This window comes from Streptomyces paludis (assembly GCF_003344965.1).
Taxonomy (GTDB): domain Bacteria; phylum Actinomycetota; class Actinomycetes; order Streptomycetales; family Streptomycetaceae; genus Streptomyces; species Streptomyces paludis.
In genome coordinates, this window is sequence record NZ_CP031194.1 from 3190935 (window position 1) to 3210847 (window position 19913).

Genomic DNA, 19913 nt, shown 5'->3' on the forward strand with positions numbered 1-19913 from the left:
GTAGTCGTACCGCGTGGCGGCCTCGTGCGTAGCCCGCGGCCTTACTGGTTAGGCTCGAATACGTGAGCAGGCTCCAGGTCGTCAGCGGCAAGGGCGGTACCGGTAAGACGACGGTCGCCGCCGCACTCGCGCTCGCCCTCGCGACCGAGGGCAAGCGCACTCTCCTCGTCGAGGTCGAGGGCAGACAAGGAATCGCACAACTTTTCGAGACCGAGGCGCTTCCGTACGAAGAACGGAAGATCGCGGTCGCCTCGGGCGGCGGCGAGGTGTACGCGCTGGCGATCGACGCCGAGCGCGCGCTCCTCGACTACCTCCAGATGTTCTACAAGCTCGGCAGCGCGGGCCGGGCCCTCAAGAAGATCGGCGCGATCGACTTCGCCACGACGATCGCGCCGGGGGTACGGGACGTCCTGCTGACCGGCAAAGCGTGCGAAGCCGTACGCCGACGGGACAAGCAGGGACGTTTCACCTACGACTACGTGGTGATGGACGCGCCGCCCACCGGCCGCGTCACCCGCTTCCTGAACGTCAACGACGAAGTGGCCGGGCTGGCGAAGATCGGCCCCATATACAACCAGGCGCAGGCCGTGATGCGCGTCCTGAAGTCCCCCGGAACGGCCGTGCACATGGTCACGCTCCTGGAGGAGATGCCCGTCCAGGAGACGGCGGACGGCATCACCGAACTGCGGGCCGCCGAACTGCCGGTCGGCAAGGTGATCGTCAACCAGGTCCGGCCCCATCTGCTGGACGAGGCGGCCGTACGCGCCGCGGGCGGCGACCGCCGCGAGGAGGTCGCCGCCTCGCTCAGGACGGCCGGGGTGGCGGCCCCGGCCCAGCTCGTCGGACCGCTCCTCGGCCAGGCGGCCGAACACGCGCAGCGCGTCGAGCTGGAGCGCGAGCAGCGGGCCGTGCTCGCCCGGCTCGGGTTGCCCACGTACGAACTCCCCTTCATCGGGGAGGGGATGGACCTCGCCGGTCTCTACCGGCTGGCGGGCGAGCTACGGCACCTCGGGGAGGTCTTCGCATGACCCTGGACTCCGCGGCGGCGCCGCTCGACATCGATCCGCTGATCGACGACCGCGCCACCCGCATCATCGTGTGCTGCGGCTCCGGGGGCGTCGGGAAGACAACGACCGCCGCGGCGCTCGGTGTACGGGCCGCCGAGCGCGGGCGCAAGGTCGTCGTCCTGACCATCGACCCGGCGCGCAGACTCGCCCAGTCCATGGGGATCGACTCGCTCGACAACACCCCGCGGCGGGTCAAGGGCGTCGAGGGCCCCGGCGAACTGCACGCCATGATGCTCGACATGAAGCGGACCTTCGACGAGATCGTCGAGGCGCACGCGGACGAGGAGCGGGCCCGCTCCATCCTGGACAACCCCTTCTACCAGTCCCTGTCGGCCGGCTTCGCGGGCACGCAGGAGTACATGGCGATGGAGAAGCTGGGGCAGCTGCGGGCGCGCGACGAGTGGGACCTGATCATCGTCGACACCCCGCCGTCCCGCTCCGCGCTGGACTTCCTGGACGCGCCGAAGCGGCTCGGGTCCTTTCTGGACGGGAAGTTCATCAGACTGCTGATGACCCCGGCGAAGATGGGCGGCCGGGCCGGAATGAAGTTCCTGAATGTCGGCATGTCGATGATGACGGGCACACTCGGAAAGCTGCTGGGCGGTCAGTTCCTGCGCGATGTGCAGACGTTCGTGAGCGCGATGGACACGATGTTCGGCGGTTTCCGGACGCGCGCGGACGCGACGTACCGGCTGCTCCAGGCGCCGGGCACGGCCTTCCTGGTCGTCGCGGCGCCGGAGCGGGACGCGCTGCGGGAGGCCGCGTACTTCGTGCAGCGCCTGGCGGAGGAAGAGATGCCGCTGGCCGGGCTGGTCCTCAACCGGGTGCACGGCAGCGGGGCGGCGCGGCTGTCGGCGGAGCGGGCGCTGGCCGCCGCGGAAAATCTTGAAGAGGGGCGCATGGCGGATCGGGAAGTGGGGAATGCTTCCGGGCGAGGCACTGCAGCACCGGCCGACTCCTCTCCCGAAGCCGCCGAGGCGCACGAGCCCACCCCCTCGCAGCATGAAGCCGAAGTCGAAGCCGCGGAATCCGCCACCGAGGGATTCGCTGTGGATTCCGAGGTTTCCGAGGCCCCCGAGAGCCGCCGCCCTCGATCAACCATGTCCGACCCGCCCGACCTGTCCACATCCGTGCCGTCATCCGAGTCCACCACCGCGCCCGCTTCTGTCACAAGTGTGGAACAGCTGACGGCCGGTCTACTGCGTCTGCACGCCGAGCGGATGCATGTGGTCGCGCGCGAGAAGCGCACGCGCGACCGCTTCACCGCGCTCCATCCCGAGGTGGCGGTGACCGAGGTGGCCGCGCTGCCCGGCGATGTCCATGACCTGGCCGGGCTCAGGGCCATCGGCGAGCGTCTCGCATCGGCGCGTACGGACGCCACGGACGCGTAGCGGGACGCGGCAGCGCGCCACGCAGCCCGGCCCCGCGCGCACCTGGGCGCGCGCTCGCCACGCCTCCGTACGTACGGGCGGCACACCTACCGGCGCGCGTACGGGCAACGCGGTGCCGCCGTGCCGGCACTGGTCCCGACCGCCGGCCTCCGGTCGGACAGGGCGTTGCGTTCCCGCAGGTCAATCGGGGTGCGGCGGCAAGCCATGACGACGTGCGGCCGGGGCGGACCGCGGCTTCGGCATGTGCGTACGACCTGTGCGTGCCTGGACACGCGCGTACGCGCCGAAGCGCTTTCCGCCCCACCCCACGCCATGGCGGGAGCCGTCCCGCAGGGGTCCCGGGCTCCCCCGGGTCACCCCACCGCGGGCTACCCCACCGCCGCGTATGTCTCGTACGTCTCGTCGTCCTCCAAGCCCACGGGCAGCAGGCCCGCGCCGCGCTCGTACTCCGTGCGCGCCGTCTCCAGCAGCCGACGCCACGAAGTGACGGTCGGACGCCTGCGCAGCAGTGCGCGGCGCTCCCGCTCCGTCATCCCACCCCACACGCCGAATTCGACGCGATTGTCCAACGCGTCGGCCAGGCACTCGGTCCGCACCGGGCATCCGGTGCACACCGCCTTGGCCCTGTTCTGCGCCGCGCCCTGTACGAACAGTTCATCTGGATCGGTAGTGCGGCATGCTGCCTGCGCACTCCAGTCGGTTACCCAGCCCATGCTGGCGCCGTCCTCTCCCGAATCGAGGCTCCCCCACGGCGGCAGCGGCATATTCACCGTTGCCAGTTGAGGACGTTACGGAAGGCGGGCACAGCGCAACACCCCCTTCGGGCCCAATCTTGAATGGCCCGAACGGACTATGCGTACGCGGCAGATCACCCAGAGGAGTGACCCAGGGGCATATGCGACTGGTCCGACAGAGTCGGAAATTTCAGGAGCACCACAAAGGACATCCAGCGACAGACATTAACGATTCGGGCATCGGCGCGGACATGGCTTTCCATGTTTCGGGTTCACGGAAAGTTCATCGGCGGGTCTTGATGCGGGACCGCACTGCTGTGACAGTTGAGGACAGCTTAGGCCAGAGCCTTGACGCGTGTCCGGCGATTGAGAACGTAGGCTGCCCCCATGCCAAAAACGCGCTCCGGCGGGGGTCTGTCCGGGACCCAGCAGGCCGCCAAATTCCTCGGTGTCAGCGTGCTCGCGGGGGCTGTGCTGGCGGGCATCGCCCTGCCGGCCTTCGGGGCACTGGGACTGGCGGCCAAGGGAACGGTCGAAGGTTTCGACGAGATCCCCGCCAACCTCAAGACCCCGCCCCTGAGCCAGCGCACCACCATCCTGGACTCCCAGGGCGGCAAGATCGCCACGGTGTACTCGCGCGACCGCACGGTCGTGCCCCTGACGGACATCTCCCCGTACATGCAGAAGGCGATCGTCGCGATCGAGGATTCGCGCTTCTACGAGCACGGGGCCATCGACCTCAAGGGTGTGCTGCGCGCGGTCAACCGCAACGCGCAGTCGGGCGGTGTCGCCCAGGGCGCGTCGACCCTCACGCAGCAGTACGTGAAGAACGTGTTCGTGGAGGAGGCCGGCGACGACCCGGACAAGGTCGCGCAGGCCACCCAGCAGACCCTGGGCCGCAAGATCCAGGAACTGAAGTACGCGATCCAGGTCGAGGAGGAGCTGGGCAAGAAGAAGATCCTCGAGAACTATCTGAACATCACCTTCTTCGGGCAGCAGGCATACGGCATCGAGGCCGCCGCCCAGCGCTACTTCTCCAAGCCGGCCAAGGACCTGACCCTCCCGGAGTCGGCCATGCTGGCGGGCATCGTCCAGTCGCCGAGCCGGTACGACCCGGTCAACGACGAGGAGGAGGCGACCAAGCGGCGCAACACCGTGCTCCAGCGGATGGCCGCCGTCGGCGCCGTCTCGCAGAAGGAGGCGGACAAGGCGAAGGCCGAGCCGATCGCGCTGAAGGTGAGCCGTCCCAAGAACGGCTGCATCACGGCGGTCAGCGGCGCGGGCTTCTTCTGCGACTACGTACGGAACGTGTTCCTCACCGACCCGGCCTTCGGCAAGACGCGCGAGGAGCGGGGCAAGGTCTGGAACCAGGGCGGTCTGACGATCCGTACGACGCTCGACCCGCAGGCCCAGAGCGCGGCGCAGGATTCGATCAAGAAGCACGTCTACAAGAGCGACGCGGTCGCGACGGCGCTGACCATCGTCCAGCCGGGCACCGGCAAGATCCTCGCGATGGGCCAGTCGCGCCCGTACGGCTTCGACAAGCACGAGACCCAGATCAACCTGTCCGTCGACCAGAAGATGGGCGGCGGCGCCGGGTACCAGCCGGGCTCGACCTTCAAGCCGATCGTCGCCGCGGCGGCGCTGGAGCGGGGCATCTCGCCGACGCAGGCGTACTCGTCGCCGTACCAGATGGACTACCCGAGCCCGATCTCCACGTGCGCCGGCAACTACGTGAACACCAACGGCGAGAAGCTGGAGAACGAGGACGAGTCCGAGGTCGGTCCGTACGCGATGAAGGAGGCGATGGCCAAGTCGGTCAACACCTACTTCGTCCAGATGATCGCCCAGACCGGCACCTGCGCCGTCACCGAGCTGGCCGGCAAGCTCGGCGTCAACCGCGCCGACGGTTCGAAGCTGGGGACCGGTCCGGCCATAGCGCTGGGCACGGAGGAGATGTCGCCGCTGACGATGGCGCAGGCGTACGCGACCTTCGCCTCCCGGGGCACGCGGTGCGAGCCGATCGCCATCGAGTCGATCACCGGCCCGGACAAGAAGTCGATCCCGGTGCCGAAGAAGTCCTGTGCGCGGGTGATGTCGGAGAACACGGCCGACACCATCACCGCGCTGCTGAAGGGCGTGGTCGAGGACGGTACGGGCCAGCAGGCGGGCCTCAGTGACCGGCCGAGCGCGGGCAAGACCGGTACGACGGACGGCCGTTACGCGGCCTGGTTCACCGGCTACACGCCGAACATGGCGACCGCGGTGTGGGTCGGCGACCCGGCGCACGCCAAGCGCATGATCGACATCTCGATCGGCGGCCAGTACCACGACAAGGTGTACGGCGGCGACACGCCGGGGCCGATCTGGCGCGACGCGATGAGCGGGGCGCTGGCGGGCCGGACCGTGGAGCAGTTCAACGACATCGTGATCCCGGACCCGCCGAAGAAGGACCGGGACAAGCCGAGCGACAACCAGAGCGACGACAGCGGCGACCAGGGCGCGCAGGGCGGCCAGGGCGATCCGGGCGACGCTTCGGCGGGCAACGACGGCAACGAGAACGGGAACAACGGCAACAACGGCAACAACGGCGGCGGATTCGGCGGCTTCCCCGGGGGCAGCAGCAGCCAGGGCAACAACGGGCGCGGGGGGCGGTAGGCGCGTTCGTACGGCCGACGGCGGGCGGTGATGATCACCGCCCGCCGTCGGCGTTTGTGCGTATGTACGGGGGGGTGTGCTGTTGCCCCGGGCGGCCCGCGTACGTACGGGGGCGTGTGCTGTTGCCCCGGGCGGCCCGCGTACGTACGGGGGGCTCAGCCCGCGAGCGTGCGGGGGCTCAGCCCGCGAGCGTGCGCTTGACCGCCGCGGAGACCCGGCCGCCGTCCGCGCGGCCGGCCACCTTCGGGTTCACGATCTTCATGACGGCGCCGATCGCGCGCGGCCCCTCGGCGCCGGCGGCCTTCGCCTCGCCCACGGCCTGCGCGACGATCTCGCCCAGCTCCTCGTCGCTCAGCTGCTGCGGCAGATACGCGTCGAGGAGCACGCCCTCCGCCTTCTCCCGCTCGGCCTGCTCGGCACGGCCGCCCTTCGCGAATGCCTCCGCCGCCTCACGGCGCTTCTTCGACTCCCGGGCGATCACCTTCCGCACCTCGTCGTCGGAGAGCACGCGCGGCGAGGTGCCCGCGACCTCCTCCTTGGTGATCGCGGTGAGGGTCAGCCGGAGCGTGGCGGAGCGAAGCTCGTCGCGCGCCCTGATGGCTTCGGTGAGGTCTTCCTTCAGCTTGGACTTGAGGCTGGTCATGGGCCAAGTGTGGCAGGTGCGGTGGCGGGTCCGCCCGCGGATTACCCGCCCGTAGGAGTCTGCGACGATGGGCGCATGCGCGCACGCTACGGGATTCCCCTGAAAATCACCGCTGGTCTCGCGGCGGCCGGTGTGGCCGGTGTCGCCTATGCCGCCGGATTCGAAGCCCGCTCGTTCAGGCTGCGGAGGATCTCCGTACCGGTGCTGCCGCGCGGTATGCGGGACCTCCGGGTCCTCCAGGTCTCCGACATCCACATGGTGAGCGGGCAGGGCAAGAAGCGGCGCTGGCTCCAGTCGCTGGCCGGGCTGCGGCCGGATTTCGTGGTCAACACGGGCGACAACCTCTCGGACCCGGACGCGGTGCCGGAGGTGCTGGACGCGCTGGGGCCGCTGATGGAGTTCCCCGGCGTCTATGTCTTCGGTTCGAACGACTACTACGGCCCGAAGCTGCGCAACCCGGCCCGCTACCTCATGGAGAAGGCCCAGGGCCGCCACGGCCTGAACGGCAACGCCCCCGCCGTCGCGGCCGTCCACAACCCGTGGGAGCCGATGCGCGACGCGTTCGACGCGGCGGGCTGGGTGGGCCTGAACAACACCCGCGGCCGGCTCAAGCTCGACGGCCGCGAGATCGCCTTCACCGGCGTCGACGACCCGCACATCAAGCGCGACCGGTACGAGCGCGTGGCGGGCGGCCCCGACCAGGGCGCCGACCTCTCGATCGGCGTGGTCCACGCCCCGTACCTGCGCTCCCTGGACGCCTTCACCGCGGACGGCTACCCGCTGATCCTGGCGGGCCACACGCACGGGGGGCAGCTCTGCGTCCCCTTCTACGGGGCGCTGGTCACCAACTGCGACCTCGACACCGACCGCGTGAAGGGCCTCTCCACCCACCGCAGCGCCGGCCGTACGGCCTACCTCCACGTCTCGGCGGGCTGCGGCACCAACCGCTACACCCCGATCCGCTTCGCCTGCCCCCCCGAGGTAACCCTCCTGACCCTGACATCCCACCCCTGACCCACCCCCCCCGGCCCGGCCCCCCTGCCCCCGCCCACGGCCCCGAAACCGGATTTCGTCTCCGGCCAGCGGTGGGCTAAAGTAATCGATGTCGCAGCGAGACCGGCGACATCGGGGTGTAGCGCAGCTTGGCAGCGCGCTTCGTTCGGGACGAAGAGGTCGTGGGTTCAAATCCCGCCACCCCGACAGCTGAAACACCAGGTCAGGGCCTTGATCCACTTAGTGGATCAAGGCCCTGACTCGTTTCCGGGAGGCGTCCTTGCCTCAAAAGGGTCGCACTGGCTGAGCCCTCGACGGAGAATGCAGTACGGTCGCGCTCATACGGGTAGGTAGCGGAGAGGAGGGGTTCATGTCGTACGAACCGAAGCTCGCGGCAGCGCTGTCCGGCGCGACGATGGCCCAGCTCTCCCACTGGCGCCATGGCTCAGGCGCAGGAAGCGCCGTCCTCGTGCCGGAGATTTCGGCTACTCGCCCCATCCTGTATTCCTTCCGAGACGTCGTCGCACTGCGAACCTGCGTGCGTCTCCGGCAGGAGACCTCACTGCAACGGATCCGCCGCGCAGTGGACTCCCTCAGGGAGGATCTGGGCGAACGAGAACACCTCTCGGCCTACCAGCTCGTCACCGACGGGGGCACGGTGTATCTGGCCGATCCCGACCATGCTGTCGACTTGATCGGCCATAAGGGCGGCAAGAGCAACCTCGTCATCCACCAGCTCGTCGACGTCCTCGCACCGTTCTATCGGAACGGCCGGCACATTCCCGACCTGCTGTCCCCCCGTCCAGACGTAGCGGTGGATCCATCCGTACGTGGTGGTGAGCCGGTGATCCGTGGCACCCGCATTCCCGCGGCCGAGGTCGCGGCCCTGATCCGAGATGGAATTCCGCCGGAGCAAATCGCCGACTTCTATCCCGGAGTCAGTGCCGGAGCAGCACTTGAAGCAACTGATTTCACCGATTACGTCGACAGCTACACGGGCACGCCAACAGGTGTAGGCGCAGGTGCGAGTCGAGGCGCCGCTTGAAACTGCTGCTCGACGAAAACGTGCCGCGGCCTATGGCCGACATCGTCCGCATCCTCCTCAAGGCTCACAACGTCATACACGTTCATGACCTGCCCGGATGGGCCGGCACCAAGGACATCGCACTGTTCGAGAAGGCTCGCGCCGAAGGCTTCGACGCAGTCCTCACCAACGACATCAAACAGATGAGCCGCAGCCTGGAAGTCGCCGCAATCGCCGCGTCCGGCCTCCATAGGATTGAGTACCGCCAGAACAACAAGCACGGCGGATTGGTCGGCCTCGGCTCAGCAATCGCCACGGTTTGCGCGGGGCTCCCCCATGCTCTGGCCGAACTCTCGGTCGCAGACGGACAGCGTCTGGTCTCCCTCACTTCGGTCGACCCCACACGCGCTACCCGCGTCCGCACCGTCGACCCTCAAGTGGACGCGCCCAAATTCTGGCCGACGGGCTGACCTGCGGCGCAGAGCCGTGGAAATCCATGCGCCACGCTCCTCCGGCTGCCCTAGCTGCTCTTGGAGCGCGCTTGACCGGAACTCGCTCCGGCGGGTTCCGGTGGTTCGGGTGGTCCCTCCAAGGACGTGACGGAGAGAAAGAACCCCTACCAAGCCCCACCCCACCCGCCCGTCGTTCACACTCACTCGGGCGGGTGAACATCCCTGGTTTTGGTGGATTTCGTGTGTGGTGACTGCCTTACGCTCTGCGAGAGCAACAGAGACACCCACCGACGACACGACATACGTCGGCCCCCGGCCGGGACTTGCCATCCCGATCGAGGGCCTGACCACCGCGGAAGAAGAGAGCTTCCTGATGGATGCCAACGACATTAGCGCGCCCCCGCACTCCCCGTCCGGCTTACGCGACTCGCAGCGCCCCGCACGGGCTAATCCACGTCCCGGTGTTCGGCCATCGGCCTCCCCGGACGTTCGGCCCGCCGGGATCGAGCACGACAACTCCCGTCACACCGAACGCTTCACCGTGATCGGCAACCACCTCGCCCAGCACGACAAGCTGTCACTGGTCGCCATGGGCCTCGGGCTCCACATCCAGTCACTGCCCACCGGCGCCCGCGTCGACATCAAGACCCTCGCGGGACGCTTTCCCGAAGGACCGACGCGAATTGCCGCCGGGCTGCGGGAACTTGAAGCCCACGGCTACCTGCGGCGGCTGCGCGAACGTACCCCCGGTGGGCGGATCGTCACCCGTACGATCTCCTGCAATCAGCCCGCAGCGGCGGCGGTACGGCACCACCGGAGCGGTGGCGCTACGACTGCGGTGGTCCGCCGCACCGCGCCCCCCGACACGTGCGCCGAACCCGCTCGGCCCGCGCCGCCCGCGCCCCGCAAGAAGCGGCCCCTGCCCGACGTGCCCCAGCCCGGATACTCCTCCCCGGACCTTCTCGGTGTGGCCACCGCGGTCCTTGCCGATCTGCGTGTTCATGATCCGCGTCTGCTGCTCTCCGCCTGCGACACGGCGCATCTCGCGCCCGGCGTCGCCGCCTGGCTGGAGCGGGATGTGGCGCCCGCCGCCGTACGCCAGGCGCTGATCTCGGACCTGCCGGCCGAGGCTTTGCGGCGGCCGGCCGCCTTGCTCGCGTACCGTCTGGCCGACCAGTTGCCACCGGCGCCGCCCTTTCGCGCGCCCGCCGCCGTCCGGTATCCGCTCCGTAACTGCGACCACTGCGACCGCGGCTATCGCGGGCCGGAGCCGGGGTGCTGTGGGGACTGTCGGGAGCGGGCATTACTCAACTGACCTGCAAGAATTCGCTCGTTGAACCCCTCCTGTTCGTCCTGCCTGGCTAATCTCCACACGCCCTGGTCGGGTACAGGAGAGGCACAGGTTCATGAGCAGCGCGATTCACCGCATCTCGCACCGGCGGCCTGTGGCTGCCTCGACGCCAATCCGGCAGCCTCGGGGCGGGAGTTCGGAGGGGAACGCGGCGCAGCGTGCTCTGCTCGGGATCCAGGCCGGTGCCGGCAATCGGGCCACGGTCGTGGCGGTGCAGCGTGCCAGGGACGCGGCGAAAGGGAAGGCGGCAGAGGGGCGTAACGCGGCTGGTGGTGCTAAGAGTTACCGCGATCGGATCTCCGCCGTTCTCAACAAGCTCAAGACGCATCTTGAGTTCATCGACACCTTCGTCAAGGGCCTTCATGTCCCCGCCAACGCGGGTATCTCCCAGCAAGCCTCCGCCACGGTCAGCGACGGTCTCAAACACTCCGCCGGCTCGTCGGGGACCGCCGCCGCGTCGGAGAACCTGGTTACGGAGGCCGCCGGCGCCGTGCTGAGTGGTATGGAAGCGGGCAAGGCCAGGAAGGACGCCAAGAAGTACGGGAGTGGGGCCGCCTTCCACAGCGCGGACAAGAAGGCCAACTCCAAAACGGCCGACGCGGTCGTCGGTGCCGCCAGCTCCGGTAGCTACGCCCTCGGTATCGCCAAGGAGCTGACCAAAGCCCAGAAGATGGCACACGCCGCGACGATGTCCGAGGCGAGCGGTATCGGATCCGGTGTGGTCGGCGTGGTGAAGGGCGTCCGTGCGGCGGGGCGTACTGGACTGACGGCTCGTAAGTACCGCGCGCTGAAGGGGATTTCGAGGTCCGACCGTACCGACGAGGTGGCGCTGGCCCGGCTGAACCAGGCGCGGCAGGAGGCCGAATGGGCCGCGGCCGAGGCGTACATCGCGCTGGGCACCCACTGGGAACACGAGGGCGAAGACAGGCTGGAGCGTGTTTCCGAGGCCATCGATACGGCCTGGGCGGCGATGGGTGACGCCCGTGACGCGGGCAGGGACCTGCGGCGCGCCGAGGACGTGAACACCATGGATACGGTGCACACGTACGCGCTCGGCAAGCAGCGCAACAAGATCGGCAAGCAGGCGCTGACCGCTGTGGGCGAGTCCACCAAGGCCGCGGGCGGCATCGTCACGGCGGTCGCCGCCACGGCGGGAGGCGCCGGGCTGGCGAGCAATCCGGTCGGGTGGGGCCTGGCCGCGGGTGCGGCGGGTCTGATCCTGGGCGTCACCGCCTACAAGGCGGGCCGGGCGGGCATGAAGCGTTACGAGGGGGCGCGCCACCCTGAGCGCTGGGCGGCGGACGAGACGCCGGCGGAGCCCGCCTCGCGCGAGGACGCGCTGAAGGAGGCGCTGAAGTTCTGGAAGAAGGTGGAGAACGGCGAGCGCCAGGCCATGGCCCGTAAGCTCTACGGTTTGGCGGCGGGCGCGGACATCAAGGGAAGCGGCGACACGTCGCCCGAGATGCGGGGCTCGGCCAGAGCGCTTCTCGTCGCGCTCAAGTCAGGCCCCACCCAACACCGGCAGACCCCGGACGAGTGGGCGGATTCGCTCAACGACCCGGCCAAGAGCGGTGCTTGGGTGAAGGAGATCGCGGCGCAGTTGTCTTCGGCCTGAGCGGGGGGGGTGGGGTGTGTGGAGTGTGTCAGCTTGGGGTGAAGGTGAGCACTGGGGTGTAGTAGGCGCCGGCGTTGAAGACCACCTGTGGCGCGTGTGTCAGTGAGCCGAACGCGCTCAGCGGCAGGGTCCAGGTGTAGGTGGAGCCGCTGACCGTCTGCCTGCGGTGGGTCGCGACCTTGGCCCATTTCCAGCTGGTTGACAGGCTTCGGTAGAGGACGCCGTTCTCGATCATGTAGTCGGCGCCGAGGGCCGAGGGCGACGGAGAGGGCAGCTGGTAGCCGGTCCCGGCGTGGCCATCGGTGTTGATGAAGGCGTGATGGAAGCTCGCCTTGACGTTGAAGGTCACCTGAAGGTCGACGGTCCCGGAAGAGGCTGATACGCAGACGGAGTAGCCGGTGATCGCTCCGTAGCCCGCGGCGTAGCTACAGGAGACGCTGTTTCCGCCGCCGCCCGATCCCGTGTGGGCACGGTCGGTGCCGGGCGGGGCGGCGGCGTGGGTGGCGGACTGCTGGGGCTGTGCGTCCGGGCCGGTGTCGCCGCCACCCATGGCGAAGGGCGGGGCGGATGGCGGGGCGGCTGCCGCGGTGGATTGCTGGGGCTGGGCGGTTGTCGTGGCCGGTGGGTGTGGCGACGCGCTGGTGTCGTCGGCCGACGGCGAGGGGGATGTGGATGGGGACGCGGATGGCAGCGGGGTCGAGCCGGGCTGATTCGGCGTGCTCTCGCGAGGGTCGCCGTCCCGAGCGGCGTCCGCCACATCGTCGGCCGCGGCGCCCGCCGACGGCCGCCCGCCACTCTGACCGGCGCCCACCACGAAGAACGTACCGCCGATCAGCGCGGCCCCGGCCATCGCGGCGCCGGCCAGCAGCGCCGCCCGGGGCAGCCGCCGCCCGGCCTGGCGCCGAAGGGCGGCTGCGGCTTTGGCTTTGGCTGCGGCTTTGGCCGTACCGGCAGCCTTCTGGTCCGGCGGTGTGACCGTCAGCTCGGCAACGAACGCGGCCGCCGCCGCGGATATCTGCGGCGGCGTGGCAGCCTCGGGTTCGGGGCCGGCGTCTTTGCCGGGGGCGGAGCCGGCGTCTGTGGTTGTGCCCGCTCCTGTGTCGGAGCCGGGCTTTGAATCATCCGTGGAACCCTGACCGGTGACGGCGGCGGACGCCGCAGCGATCGCCGACGGTCCCTTCGACCGGTGTGGCAGCGGAGCCCTCACTGTTCTGGCGCCCTTCCAGGAGAGCTGTGCTGAACGCACCCGGCGGCGCTCACCCGCCGATCGTACCGAAGTACGGAGCGGGTCCTGCCGACTGCCATCGAGTGTGGTTCGGCGTCAGCAATGTGCTTGTGACAGTGGCCAGTTGATGCGTCGCGTCGTCACCGCACCAGGATCAGGCCGCAGCTGTACGCGCGGGCGTGGCCGATGCCGCGGGTGAGGGCGGCCACGAGGGTCGCCGGGTCCGTCACGGTGAGGGATCCGCGGATTTCCGCGCGGATGATGCGCAGGCCCTTGTGCGGTGCCGGGCTGGAGACGGTGGGCAGCATACGGACCGCCAGGGCGGCGGGGTCCGCGGTGGCTCCGACGCGGGCGAGGCCGCTCTCCTCGGCGGGAGGTTCCCCCTCGGCCTGGAGACGGCGCAAGAACCAGTTCTTGACGTGGTCGGGGCGGGTGTGGGCAACCCTGACGCCGCGCACCTTGGCGTCGGCGGACCCGCCGGCCGGTGACTTGCTGTGGGTGGGATGGACAACCGTACGGAAGTCGAGGGTGTCGCCCACCCGGAACGTACGGTCGACGGTGAGGGTGTGCGGTTCGTCGAGGAGTGCCGCGCGGGGGACACGGCTCCAGTCTCCCGGGACTCCCGACTGGACCACCAGGACGAGGGACGCCCGCTTGAGGTCGACGGACCAGGTCGACAGAACGCCCATCTGCGCGCGGGCGTCGCGGCTTCCGTTGTCGACCCAGCCGCGGAATCCGCTCATGACCGTACGGTGCATGTCCTGCGCGTCCACAAGGGACTTCGCCGCGTACGGGTGCCGCGCGTCCAGTGTCAGGACGGAGTGGGTGGCGACAAATCGGGCGGTCGCCGAGGGGGCCGTGGGGCGTGTGGTCTTCATGTGGTCCTCACGGGATGACGTCCCATTCGGTAGCGGTCGGGGCAATCGCGATACGAGTACGGATCTCCCACCGGGTGGTGTGGACGCGCCGCAGCGGATCGAAGCTCACCGGCTGGTCGCGGACCGGCGTGGCTCCCGGTGTGCTCGGCGGCTGCTGGATCCAGGCCCACGGCCCTCGCCGCGGGGCGGAGTCCTCGTCCCCGCCGGGTCCCGGGAGCAGGCGCTTCGCGGCGAACGCCTCGCCGAGCGTGCCGGGCAGGATGCCGCCGGCCAGCGTTCCGGACGGCGGGCAGGACTTGCGTCCCAGCCAGAGCAGGTACTTGGGGTGCTCCAGGGCGTACGCGATCTCTTCGAGCCAGCCCTTGTCCTCGTGCTGGAGACCGGCCACGAAGGCGGCGTCCGCGAGGTACCAGCGCTCGGTGATCAGTGCCGTACGGGAGAGTTCACCGGAGACCAGGTTCCCGGACGACGGGTCGGTGGCGATCTTCTTGGGCGCTCCGTACCAGTCGGTGAGTTCGTGGTGGCCGAAGTGGCAGCCCGTCGCCGCGTCCAGACTCGCGGAGACCGCGGCGGCGCGCCGGTGGTCGGTGATGATGTCGCGCGGGCGCAGGGGGTATGTACCGGCGCCGACGGTGTGGTAATCGCGCAGCGGGATGCCGGGATGGTCGGCGCGGACGCCGAAGACCAGCCCGGCCAGGTCGTCCAGGGGGGCCGTTCGGTCCCGGCCGAGAGCTGCGGCGCACAGGCCGAGGACAGCCGACTTGGTGGGCCTGCTGTGGGTGTCGCGTCGGGAGAAACGGGACATCGCTCCCCACGACTGAAGCGGAGCGGCGAGCCGCACGAGCAGGACGTGCGTCACTCCGTCAGTCCCTCGATCGACTTCACCGTGGTCGCACCCGTATCGAACGATTTCCTCAACTCGCCCAGCAGACAGTCGATCTGCGGGTCGTAGGTCAGCATGCGCGCGGACTTGATGTCCGCTCGGCGGTCGCGTACGAACGTGTGGTGGCGCAGCAGCCTCTCTACGCCCGCGGGCCCCGCGGGGCCTTCACCGCCCTTGTCCGCCGGGTTCTCGTCGATGGGCCGCTGGAAGGCCGCCGCGTAGTTGTAGGGGCGCTCGCCCTCGAAGGCGAGGACAAGCGCGGGGAGGGAACCGGTGGAGGCGGTGGAGTTCTTCTTGGCTTCGGGGAACGCTTCGACGAAGGAGTTGACGAACTCCTGCTCGGCCGCGAAGGATGCCTCTTCCGCCTGCTCCTCGGTCATCCCCGCTGCCCGGAGATTCCTGCGCAGCTGACGGCGGTCGAGTACGGCGTGCCGGTAGAAGGTGCCGGAGATCAGAGACTGGTAGCCGGTCATGCCGGCGCCGGCGTCGTCCGCGATGTCCAGGAAGTCGAGCGCGTTTTTCTTTCGGTCGAGTTTGGCGTCGTCGGCGGCGGCGTAGAAGTCGTCGACCTGTTCGGCCTCCTGGACGGTGAAGGCGTGAGCGCTCTGGACGGCGCCGTCCACGTTGGGTGAGTCGGCGATCTCCGCGAGGAAGCGCCCGTACAGGGCGATGTCGATGGCGTCGCGGGGGGCGAGGGCGGTGAGGACCGCCGGGCGGGCGCCCTTCGGCAGCGGGGGCAGGGTCGGGACGGCCGCTTTGGCGTCGGCCGCGGATGCGTCGCCGGGGTCGGTACCGGTCTCGGACGCCGGCTGTCTCCGCGATCCCTTCCGGAGCTTGGCCGCCGCCGCGGCGGCGGCCTGCGCCGTCAGGTACTCGGCCGTCCAGTCCCGGAACTCCTGCTCATGCGCCGCGATATGTGCGGCGATGCGGTCGCCGGCGTCCGAGGGCGCGAACAACAGGACCTTGGTGCGGTTCGCGACGGTCGCCTTGGCCACGTCCCCGAACTTCAGGCCGGTGGCCTCCAGGACCGCACGCGCCGTGATGACCGCCTCGTCGCGGTCCCAGCCGTGCTCGGCCGCCAGCGCCCGGGCAGTGATGAGGGCCCACTCGCGGGTACGGACGCCGGTGCTCCGGCCGGCGAGGGCGCCGATGCCGGCGTTGGCACGGTCACGGGCGTGGACGCGCTCGGCGCGGCGGCGGGCCTGACTGGTGATCATGTGCCGCTCGACGCCGCCGTACACGATGGTCTTGGGCGAGCCATTCTCGTCCCTGACGGGCAGGACGGCCGCCAGAGTCTCCAGCAGGTGGAGGGAGAGGAACTGGGCGCGGGTACGGGAGGCGGGGGTGTCCGTCGGCGCGTCGGGCGTCAGCGTGTCGGCCGTCGGTGCGTCGGGCGTCAGCGCGCCGAGGATCGGTGCGTCGGCCATCGGTGCGTCGGTCACGTCGTCGTGCCCTTCCGGTTGGTCTGCTTGCTCGCGGTGCTGGGGTTGCCCGTGTCGTACAGCGGGAAGTCGGCGGCCGACGGGTCGTGGAAGTCCACGGCCCAGCGGTAGGCGATCCGAGCCTTGCGGTCGTGCCACTCGCCGAGATCATTGGCGAGCCGCGTCCATGAGGGCGGTTGCTGTTCACAGGCACGCAGCCGGGCGACCGTGTGCTGAAGGTGGCGCCACGGAATCCGGCGGCTGGCGACAATCCGGTCCACCAGGCGCACCGCCCCGGGGTCGTCGGGGCCACGTCCGGCGCGGCTGCCGATCCTGCGCGCCGCCGCACCGAGGCTTTCCGTGCCGTACAAGGGCTTCGACATGCCCCGGTGGTACACAGCGAACAGGAACGCCACCTGCTCGAACACCTCGCGCCCGGCGGGGTTCTCGCGCGCCTCAGGCGCGTACCAGCCGGCTCGGATGTGTGCGTTCGTCTGGACTCGGGAGCGGCGGAGCTGGGCGAGGTCCCCGTATTCCCTGTTGCGTACGAGGGTGGTGAGCCAGGCCGTGAGCTGCTCGCTCGGAGGTTTGTGCGGAGATGCGACAGAGTCGGGGTCGAGGCCGAGGTCGGGTTCGGAGCCGGGTTCAGCTTTCATGTCATACCCCCCTGAGTTCGGCCGGGGCTCGGCGCCCGGTCAGCTCGTCCTTGAGACGGCGCAGCGCCACGGCACGCGCCCTCAAGCCCTGGTTGTTCCGCGGCAGCGAGTCGAGGCGCTTGGTGAGGAATTGGATGGCCGCGGCCTGGAGTGTGTCCGCGTAGTCGAGGAGGGAGTCCGGTACCGGCTCCCCCTCGGCGGTCTCCTCCAGAAGGATCTGGAACGGGCCGGCCGCGGCCGGCCAGTGCTCCGCTCTGGCGTCAAAACGGGCGACCTGCCGGTCCCTGTCGGACGGTCTGGGATTCGGATAGGCGACTTCCCAGGCCGCGTACGCCGCAATCTGAAGGCTCCGGGCCACGTGTTCGGCAATGGCCGAACCGCGTCGCGACGCCTCGTGCAGCTCATGGTCCATATGCGGGGCGAAGGGGAAAAAGCCTTCGGTCCAGGAGATGGGCAGAGTCTTGTTGGCGACGAGCCCGACAGCCCAGAGTTTGAGGGAGTGCGGGCCGGGGCGCCGGGGTAATTCCCCCAGGAGTCCGTACAGACCGGCCTGCCGCTCGGTGACGGCCGCGTAGAGCGCGTGGGCTTTCAGCCACAGGGCGCGGCTCGCGGAGGGCCAGAGCGGCTTGACCGTACCCCCCATTGTTCTAGCGAAAACCGCGTCCTGAAGATGGCGCATCTCCAGGGTGAGCAGTTCGCCGGCGCCGATCAGTACGCGGTCGACGTGAACGGTGGTGCCGTCCGGCCCGATCGTGGGCCGCAGCAGCACCGACCGGCCGAGGTAGCTGTGGAGATCGGCGGGCCCGCTCACCTCCCGCCCGGGCGGTCTGGCCTGGAAACCCCGGCGTGCCATGTCCCCCGTGGTCCAGGAGAGGTTGAGGGTGCCCTTGGGGCCATTGGGCGGGTAGAGGTTGAGACGTAGCGTCTCACCGAGAGTGGTGCCGAGCGCGAGTACCCGGATCCTGCCACTGAGCCGACCGGCGGAAAGGTTGGTGATGGCGGGGCCGAGGGTCGCCTTGCCGGATATGCGGGCGCGGGCGGGTAACCCGTACACATGCTGCGTGAGCATGGCGCGGAAGGCGTCGGCGGGAAGAAAGGGCTCGGGGTGTTCGAGGTGGTGGTGGTCGAAGAACTGACTGTAGTCACCGGACCGTTCCACGACGAGCTGGGCCGGTCCTGTGCCGTGTTCATCGAGAAATGGGGCGAGGAGGATGTTCTGCCCCAGCGGTTGAGTGGGATGGAACAGATCCCAGTTCTCGTCGGGCTCATCGGCCAGCCAACTGGCAGCCCGGTCGAGTGAGTGATCCTCCTCGACCCATGTCTGCCATTCCTCCACGGACGAGGGGTACGTCTCGGACGCGTAGCAGAGGGCGAGCAGATGCTCGATGACCGCGACCGTCTCACCGGGCGTCGCCCCACTCACGGCCCGCAGTTTCTCTGCTTGCGCGAGCAGCTCGACGAGGCTCAGCTCGACCATGGCGCCGTCAAGGGCCACAGCCGGGACACATGGGTTCCGTCTGGGGTCCCAGTGGGGGCGGGGAGGGGCGGGGGACGGACCGGGTAATGGAGCGCGGCTCATCTGCTCCCCCTCTCTGCTACTGCTCGTACTGGCCACAACTCGCAGTGCTCGCCCACGCACTCTGGACGATCTCCGCTGGATCGATTCAGGACGCTAGCAGCGGCGCGGGTGCGGTATGAGCGGTTTGCCGAAGATCAAGCGGGCTTGCGTCCTGGGCGGGGTCGGCGGCGGCCCCGAAAGCGAAGGGGCCCACCGGGCCCCTTCCATCCCCGCGCACGCGGGGTGTGCATACGAATAACGCGCCCCCATCCAACGGGCCATCCCCCGCAACCCCGGGGGCGAACACGAACATCGAGGCTACCGGCCGGAGTGAAAAGCCGGGACATGCATCTCGCGATGGACGGTGCAGCAACCGCGAGCCTATGGTTGAAGACTCCCCGTTGCGTTCGGCAAACACGCTGACCATGGTGTTTGGCGAAGCGCCGACGCGACAGCCGTTCCTTGGCGGGGTCTCGCTCCGCTGCAACGGAACGAGACCCCTGAGGAGTGGTGGGACGCGGCTGCTCTCGGCGCGCTTATTGGGCCGAGAGCAGCCGTCACAGGAGAGCGTCCACGCCCCTGCCGACCAGAACCGATACAACTGCCGCGATCACGGTCAGAACCAGCTCAGTCCTGTACCGACTCAGCCACTCCCATAAGCGATCAACCATGTCTCGATGCCCTTCCTGCCTCCGGGGGCCCTGCCCAGTTGGGCAGGACGCACGGCCGCAGAACGCGCAACTCGGTCGGCGCCACGTGAATCAGTGTGGCACTCGCCGCCATTTGCCGTACACAGATTGACCAACTTCGTCCCCACCAGATGCTACAAGAAAAACGCATTCCCCCATCCAAATTGGATTCTAAATCCGCCCCTCCCTTAACACGGCGGCCGGCGCCGCATCAGGATCGCCAGTGTGGCCCGGGCGTCGCGGCGGCGGGCCGGGCTGCGGGACGCGATCGAGGCCGTGGCGACGGCCAGCAGTGTGACCGCGTACGTCATGCCGGTGACGGCGGTCAGCGCGGCGATGTCGTTCAGTACGGCGGGCAGTAAGGACACGGCGGGCCCCTTCCGGAGTCGGGCCCGGCGGTCGTGTCCGCCGGGCTTCGGCAGCAGGTTGCCGCGCCGAGTTCCTTTCCATCGACCTCCTGATGGGTAGGAAGACTTCAAATGCCCTGGTCAGACCACATACAGAAAGCCTCCAGCGACATGTCTGCAGCTGAAACCGGAGCGCCGGGGCACCGGCGAGGAGCCGCAAGGCCGACAGCGATGCCTCTCCACGTGAGGTTCGCCCGTCTGTACGAGGCGGCACGTGCTCAGCACCCTCACATCTCGCTCGAATACCTTGCGAAGTCCGTGCTGCATG

Annotated in this window: 17 protein-coding genes and 1 tRNA gene; 9 read left to right on the forward strand and 9 right to left on the reverse strand. The window is 69.2% G+C overall.

The genetic code is table 11. The features are described from left to right. Positions 1 to 62 precede the first annotated feature (62 nt). On the forward strand, positions 63 to 1028 hold the full coding sequence (locus DVK44_RS14030; protein WP_114659985.1) for an ArsA family ATPase: 966 nt from the start codon (positions 63 to 65) through the stop codon (positions 1026 to 1028). After that, entirely contained in the window at positions 1025 to 2458 is a 1434-nt protein-coding gene (locus DVK44_RS14035; protein ID WP_114659986.1) for an ArsA family ATPase, read from the forward strand. Before DVK44_RS14030 ends, DVK44_RS14035 begins: the two co-directional genes overlap by 4 nt. A gap of 368 nt (positions 2459 to 2826) precedes the next feature. Here DVK44_RS14035 and DVK44_RS14040 read toward each other — a convergent pair whose 3' ends face one another. Next, positions 2827 to 3171, reverse strand: a complete 345-nt coding sequence (locus tag DVK44_RS14040; RefSeq protein WP_030751176.1) for a WhiB family transcriptional regulator — start codon at positions 3169 to 3171, stop codon at positions 2827 to 2829. A gap of 408 nt (positions 3172 to 3579) precedes the next feature. On the opposite strand from DVK44_RS14040, the gene DVK44_RS14050 reads away from it, so the two are divergent. Further along, complete coding sequence (locus DVK44_RS14050) at positions 3580 to 5850, forward strand: transglycosylase domain-containing protein (RefSeq protein ID WP_114659987.1); 2271 nt, start codon at positions 3580 to 3582, stop codon at positions 5848 to 5850. Between the two features lie 178 nt (positions 5851 to 6028). On the opposite strand, the gene DVK44_RS14055 is transcribed toward DVK44_RS14050, so the two are convergent. Further along, positions 6029 to 6493 carry a GatB/YqeY domain-containing protein gene (locus DVK44_RS14055; protein WP_114659988.1) on the reverse strand — a complete coding sequence of 155 codons (465 nt, stop codon included), beginning with the start codon at positions 6491 to 6493 and terminating at the stop codon, positions 6029 to 6031. A gap of 75 nt (positions 6494 to 6568) precedes the next feature. Between DVK44_RS14055 and DVK44_RS14060 the strand changes: the two genes are divergently transcribed. From DVK44_RS14060 to DVK44_RS14085, 6 genes are all read left to right on the forward strand, one after another. Further along, positions 6569 to 7507, forward strand: coding sequence for a metallophosphoesterase (locus tag DVK44_RS14060; protein WP_114659989.1), 939 nt, complete (start codon positions 6569 to 6571; stop codon positions 7505 to 7507). 112 nt (positions 7508 to 7619) lie between these two features. Further along, positions 7620 to 7693: transfer RNA gene (locus DVK44_RS14065), tRNA-Pro, on the forward strand. Positions 7694 to 7856: 163 nt separating this feature from the next. Next, positions 7857 to 8531, forward strand: coding sequence for a DUF433 domain-containing protein (locus DVK44_RS14070; RefSeq protein ID WP_114659990.1), 675 nt, complete (start codon positions 7857 to 7859; stop codon positions 8529 to 8531). Beyond that, positions 8528 to 8980 carry a DUF5615 family PIN-like protein gene (locus DVK44_RS14075; RefSeq protein ID WP_114659991.1) on the forward strand — a complete coding sequence of 151 codons (453 nt, stop codon included), beginning with the start codon at positions 8528 to 8530 and terminating at the stop codon, positions 8978 to 8980. Before DVK44_RS14070 ends, DVK44_RS14075 begins: the two co-directional genes overlap by 4 nt. A 355-nt stretch (positions 8981 to 9335) precedes the next feature. Continuing rightward, complete coding sequence (locus DVK44_RS14080; RefSeq protein WP_114659992.1) at positions 9336 to 10277, forward strand: helix-turn-helix domain-containing protein; 942 nt, start codon at positions 9336 to 9338, stop codon at positions 10275 to 10277. A 247-nt stretch (positions 10278 to 10524) separates the two neighbouring features. Then, on the forward strand, positions 10525 to 11928 hold the full coding sequence (locus DVK44_RS14085) for a hypothetical protein (RefSeq protein ID WP_228447136.1): 1404 nt from the start codon (positions 10525 to 10527) through the stop codon (positions 11926 to 11928). A gap of 28 nt (positions 11929 to 11956) precedes the next feature. On the opposite strand, the gene DVK44_RS14090 is transcribed toward DVK44_RS14085, so the two are convergent. The 7 genes from DVK44_RS14090 to DVK44_RS14120 all read right to left on the reverse strand — a co-directional run bounded on the left by DVK44_RS14090 (position 11957) and on the right by DVK44_RS14120 (position 19606). Beyond that, positions 11957 to 13174 carry a hypothetical protein gene (locus DVK44_RS14090; protein WP_162793822.1) on the reverse strand — a complete coding sequence of 406 codons (1218 nt, stop codon included), beginning with the start codon at positions 13172 to 13174 and terminating at the stop codon, positions 11957 to 11959. Between the two features lie 119 nt (positions 13175 to 13293). Then, the gene (locus DVK44_RS14095) at positions 13294 to 14031 is read right to left on the reverse strand and encodes a type I-E CRISPR-associated protein Cas6/Cse3/CasE (protein ID WP_114659995.1); all 738 of its coding nucleotides are present in this window, start codon (positions 14029 to 14031) and stop codon (positions 13294 to 13296) included. A 7-nt stretch (positions 14032 to 14038) separates the two neighbouring features. Beyond that, on the reverse strand, positions 14039 to 14890 hold the full coding sequence (cas5e, locus tag DVK44_RS14100) for a type I-E CRISPR-associated protein Cas5/CasD (RefSeq protein ID WP_114659996.1): 852 nt from the start codon (positions 14888 to 14890) through the stop codon (positions 14039 to 14041). Next, positions 14887 to 16356 carry a type I-E CRISPR-associated protein Cas7/Cse4/CasC gene (locus DVK44_RS14105; RefSeq protein ID WP_228447137.1) on the reverse strand — a complete coding sequence of 490 codons (1470 nt, stop codon included), beginning with the start codon at positions 16354 to 16356 and terminating at the stop codon, positions 14887 to 14889. The genes cas5e and DVK44_RS14105 overlap by 4 nt, the downstream gene beginning before the upstream one ends. Further along, complete coding sequence (gene casB / locus DVK44_RS14110) at positions 16353 to 16991, reverse strand: type I-E CRISPR-associated protein Cse2/CasB (protein ID WP_114659997.1); 639 nt, start codon at positions 16989 to 16991, stop codon at positions 16353 to 16355. Before casB ends, DVK44_RS14105 begins: the two co-directional genes overlap by 4 nt. A gap of 1 nt (position 16992) precedes the next feature. Then, positions 16993 to 18486, reverse strand: a complete 1494-nt coding sequence (locus DVK44_RS14115; RefSeq protein ID WP_231717285.1) for a type I-E CRISPR-associated protein Cse1/CasA — start codon at positions 18484 to 18486, stop codon at positions 16993 to 16995. Positions 18487 to 19426: 940 nt separating this feature from the next. Continuing rightward, positions 19427 to 19606, reverse strand: a complete 180-nt coding sequence (locus tag DVK44_RS14120; RefSeq protein WP_114659998.1) for a hypothetical protein — start codon at positions 19604 to 19606, stop codon at positions 19427 to 19429. Positions 19607 to 19913 lie beyond the last annotated feature (307 nt).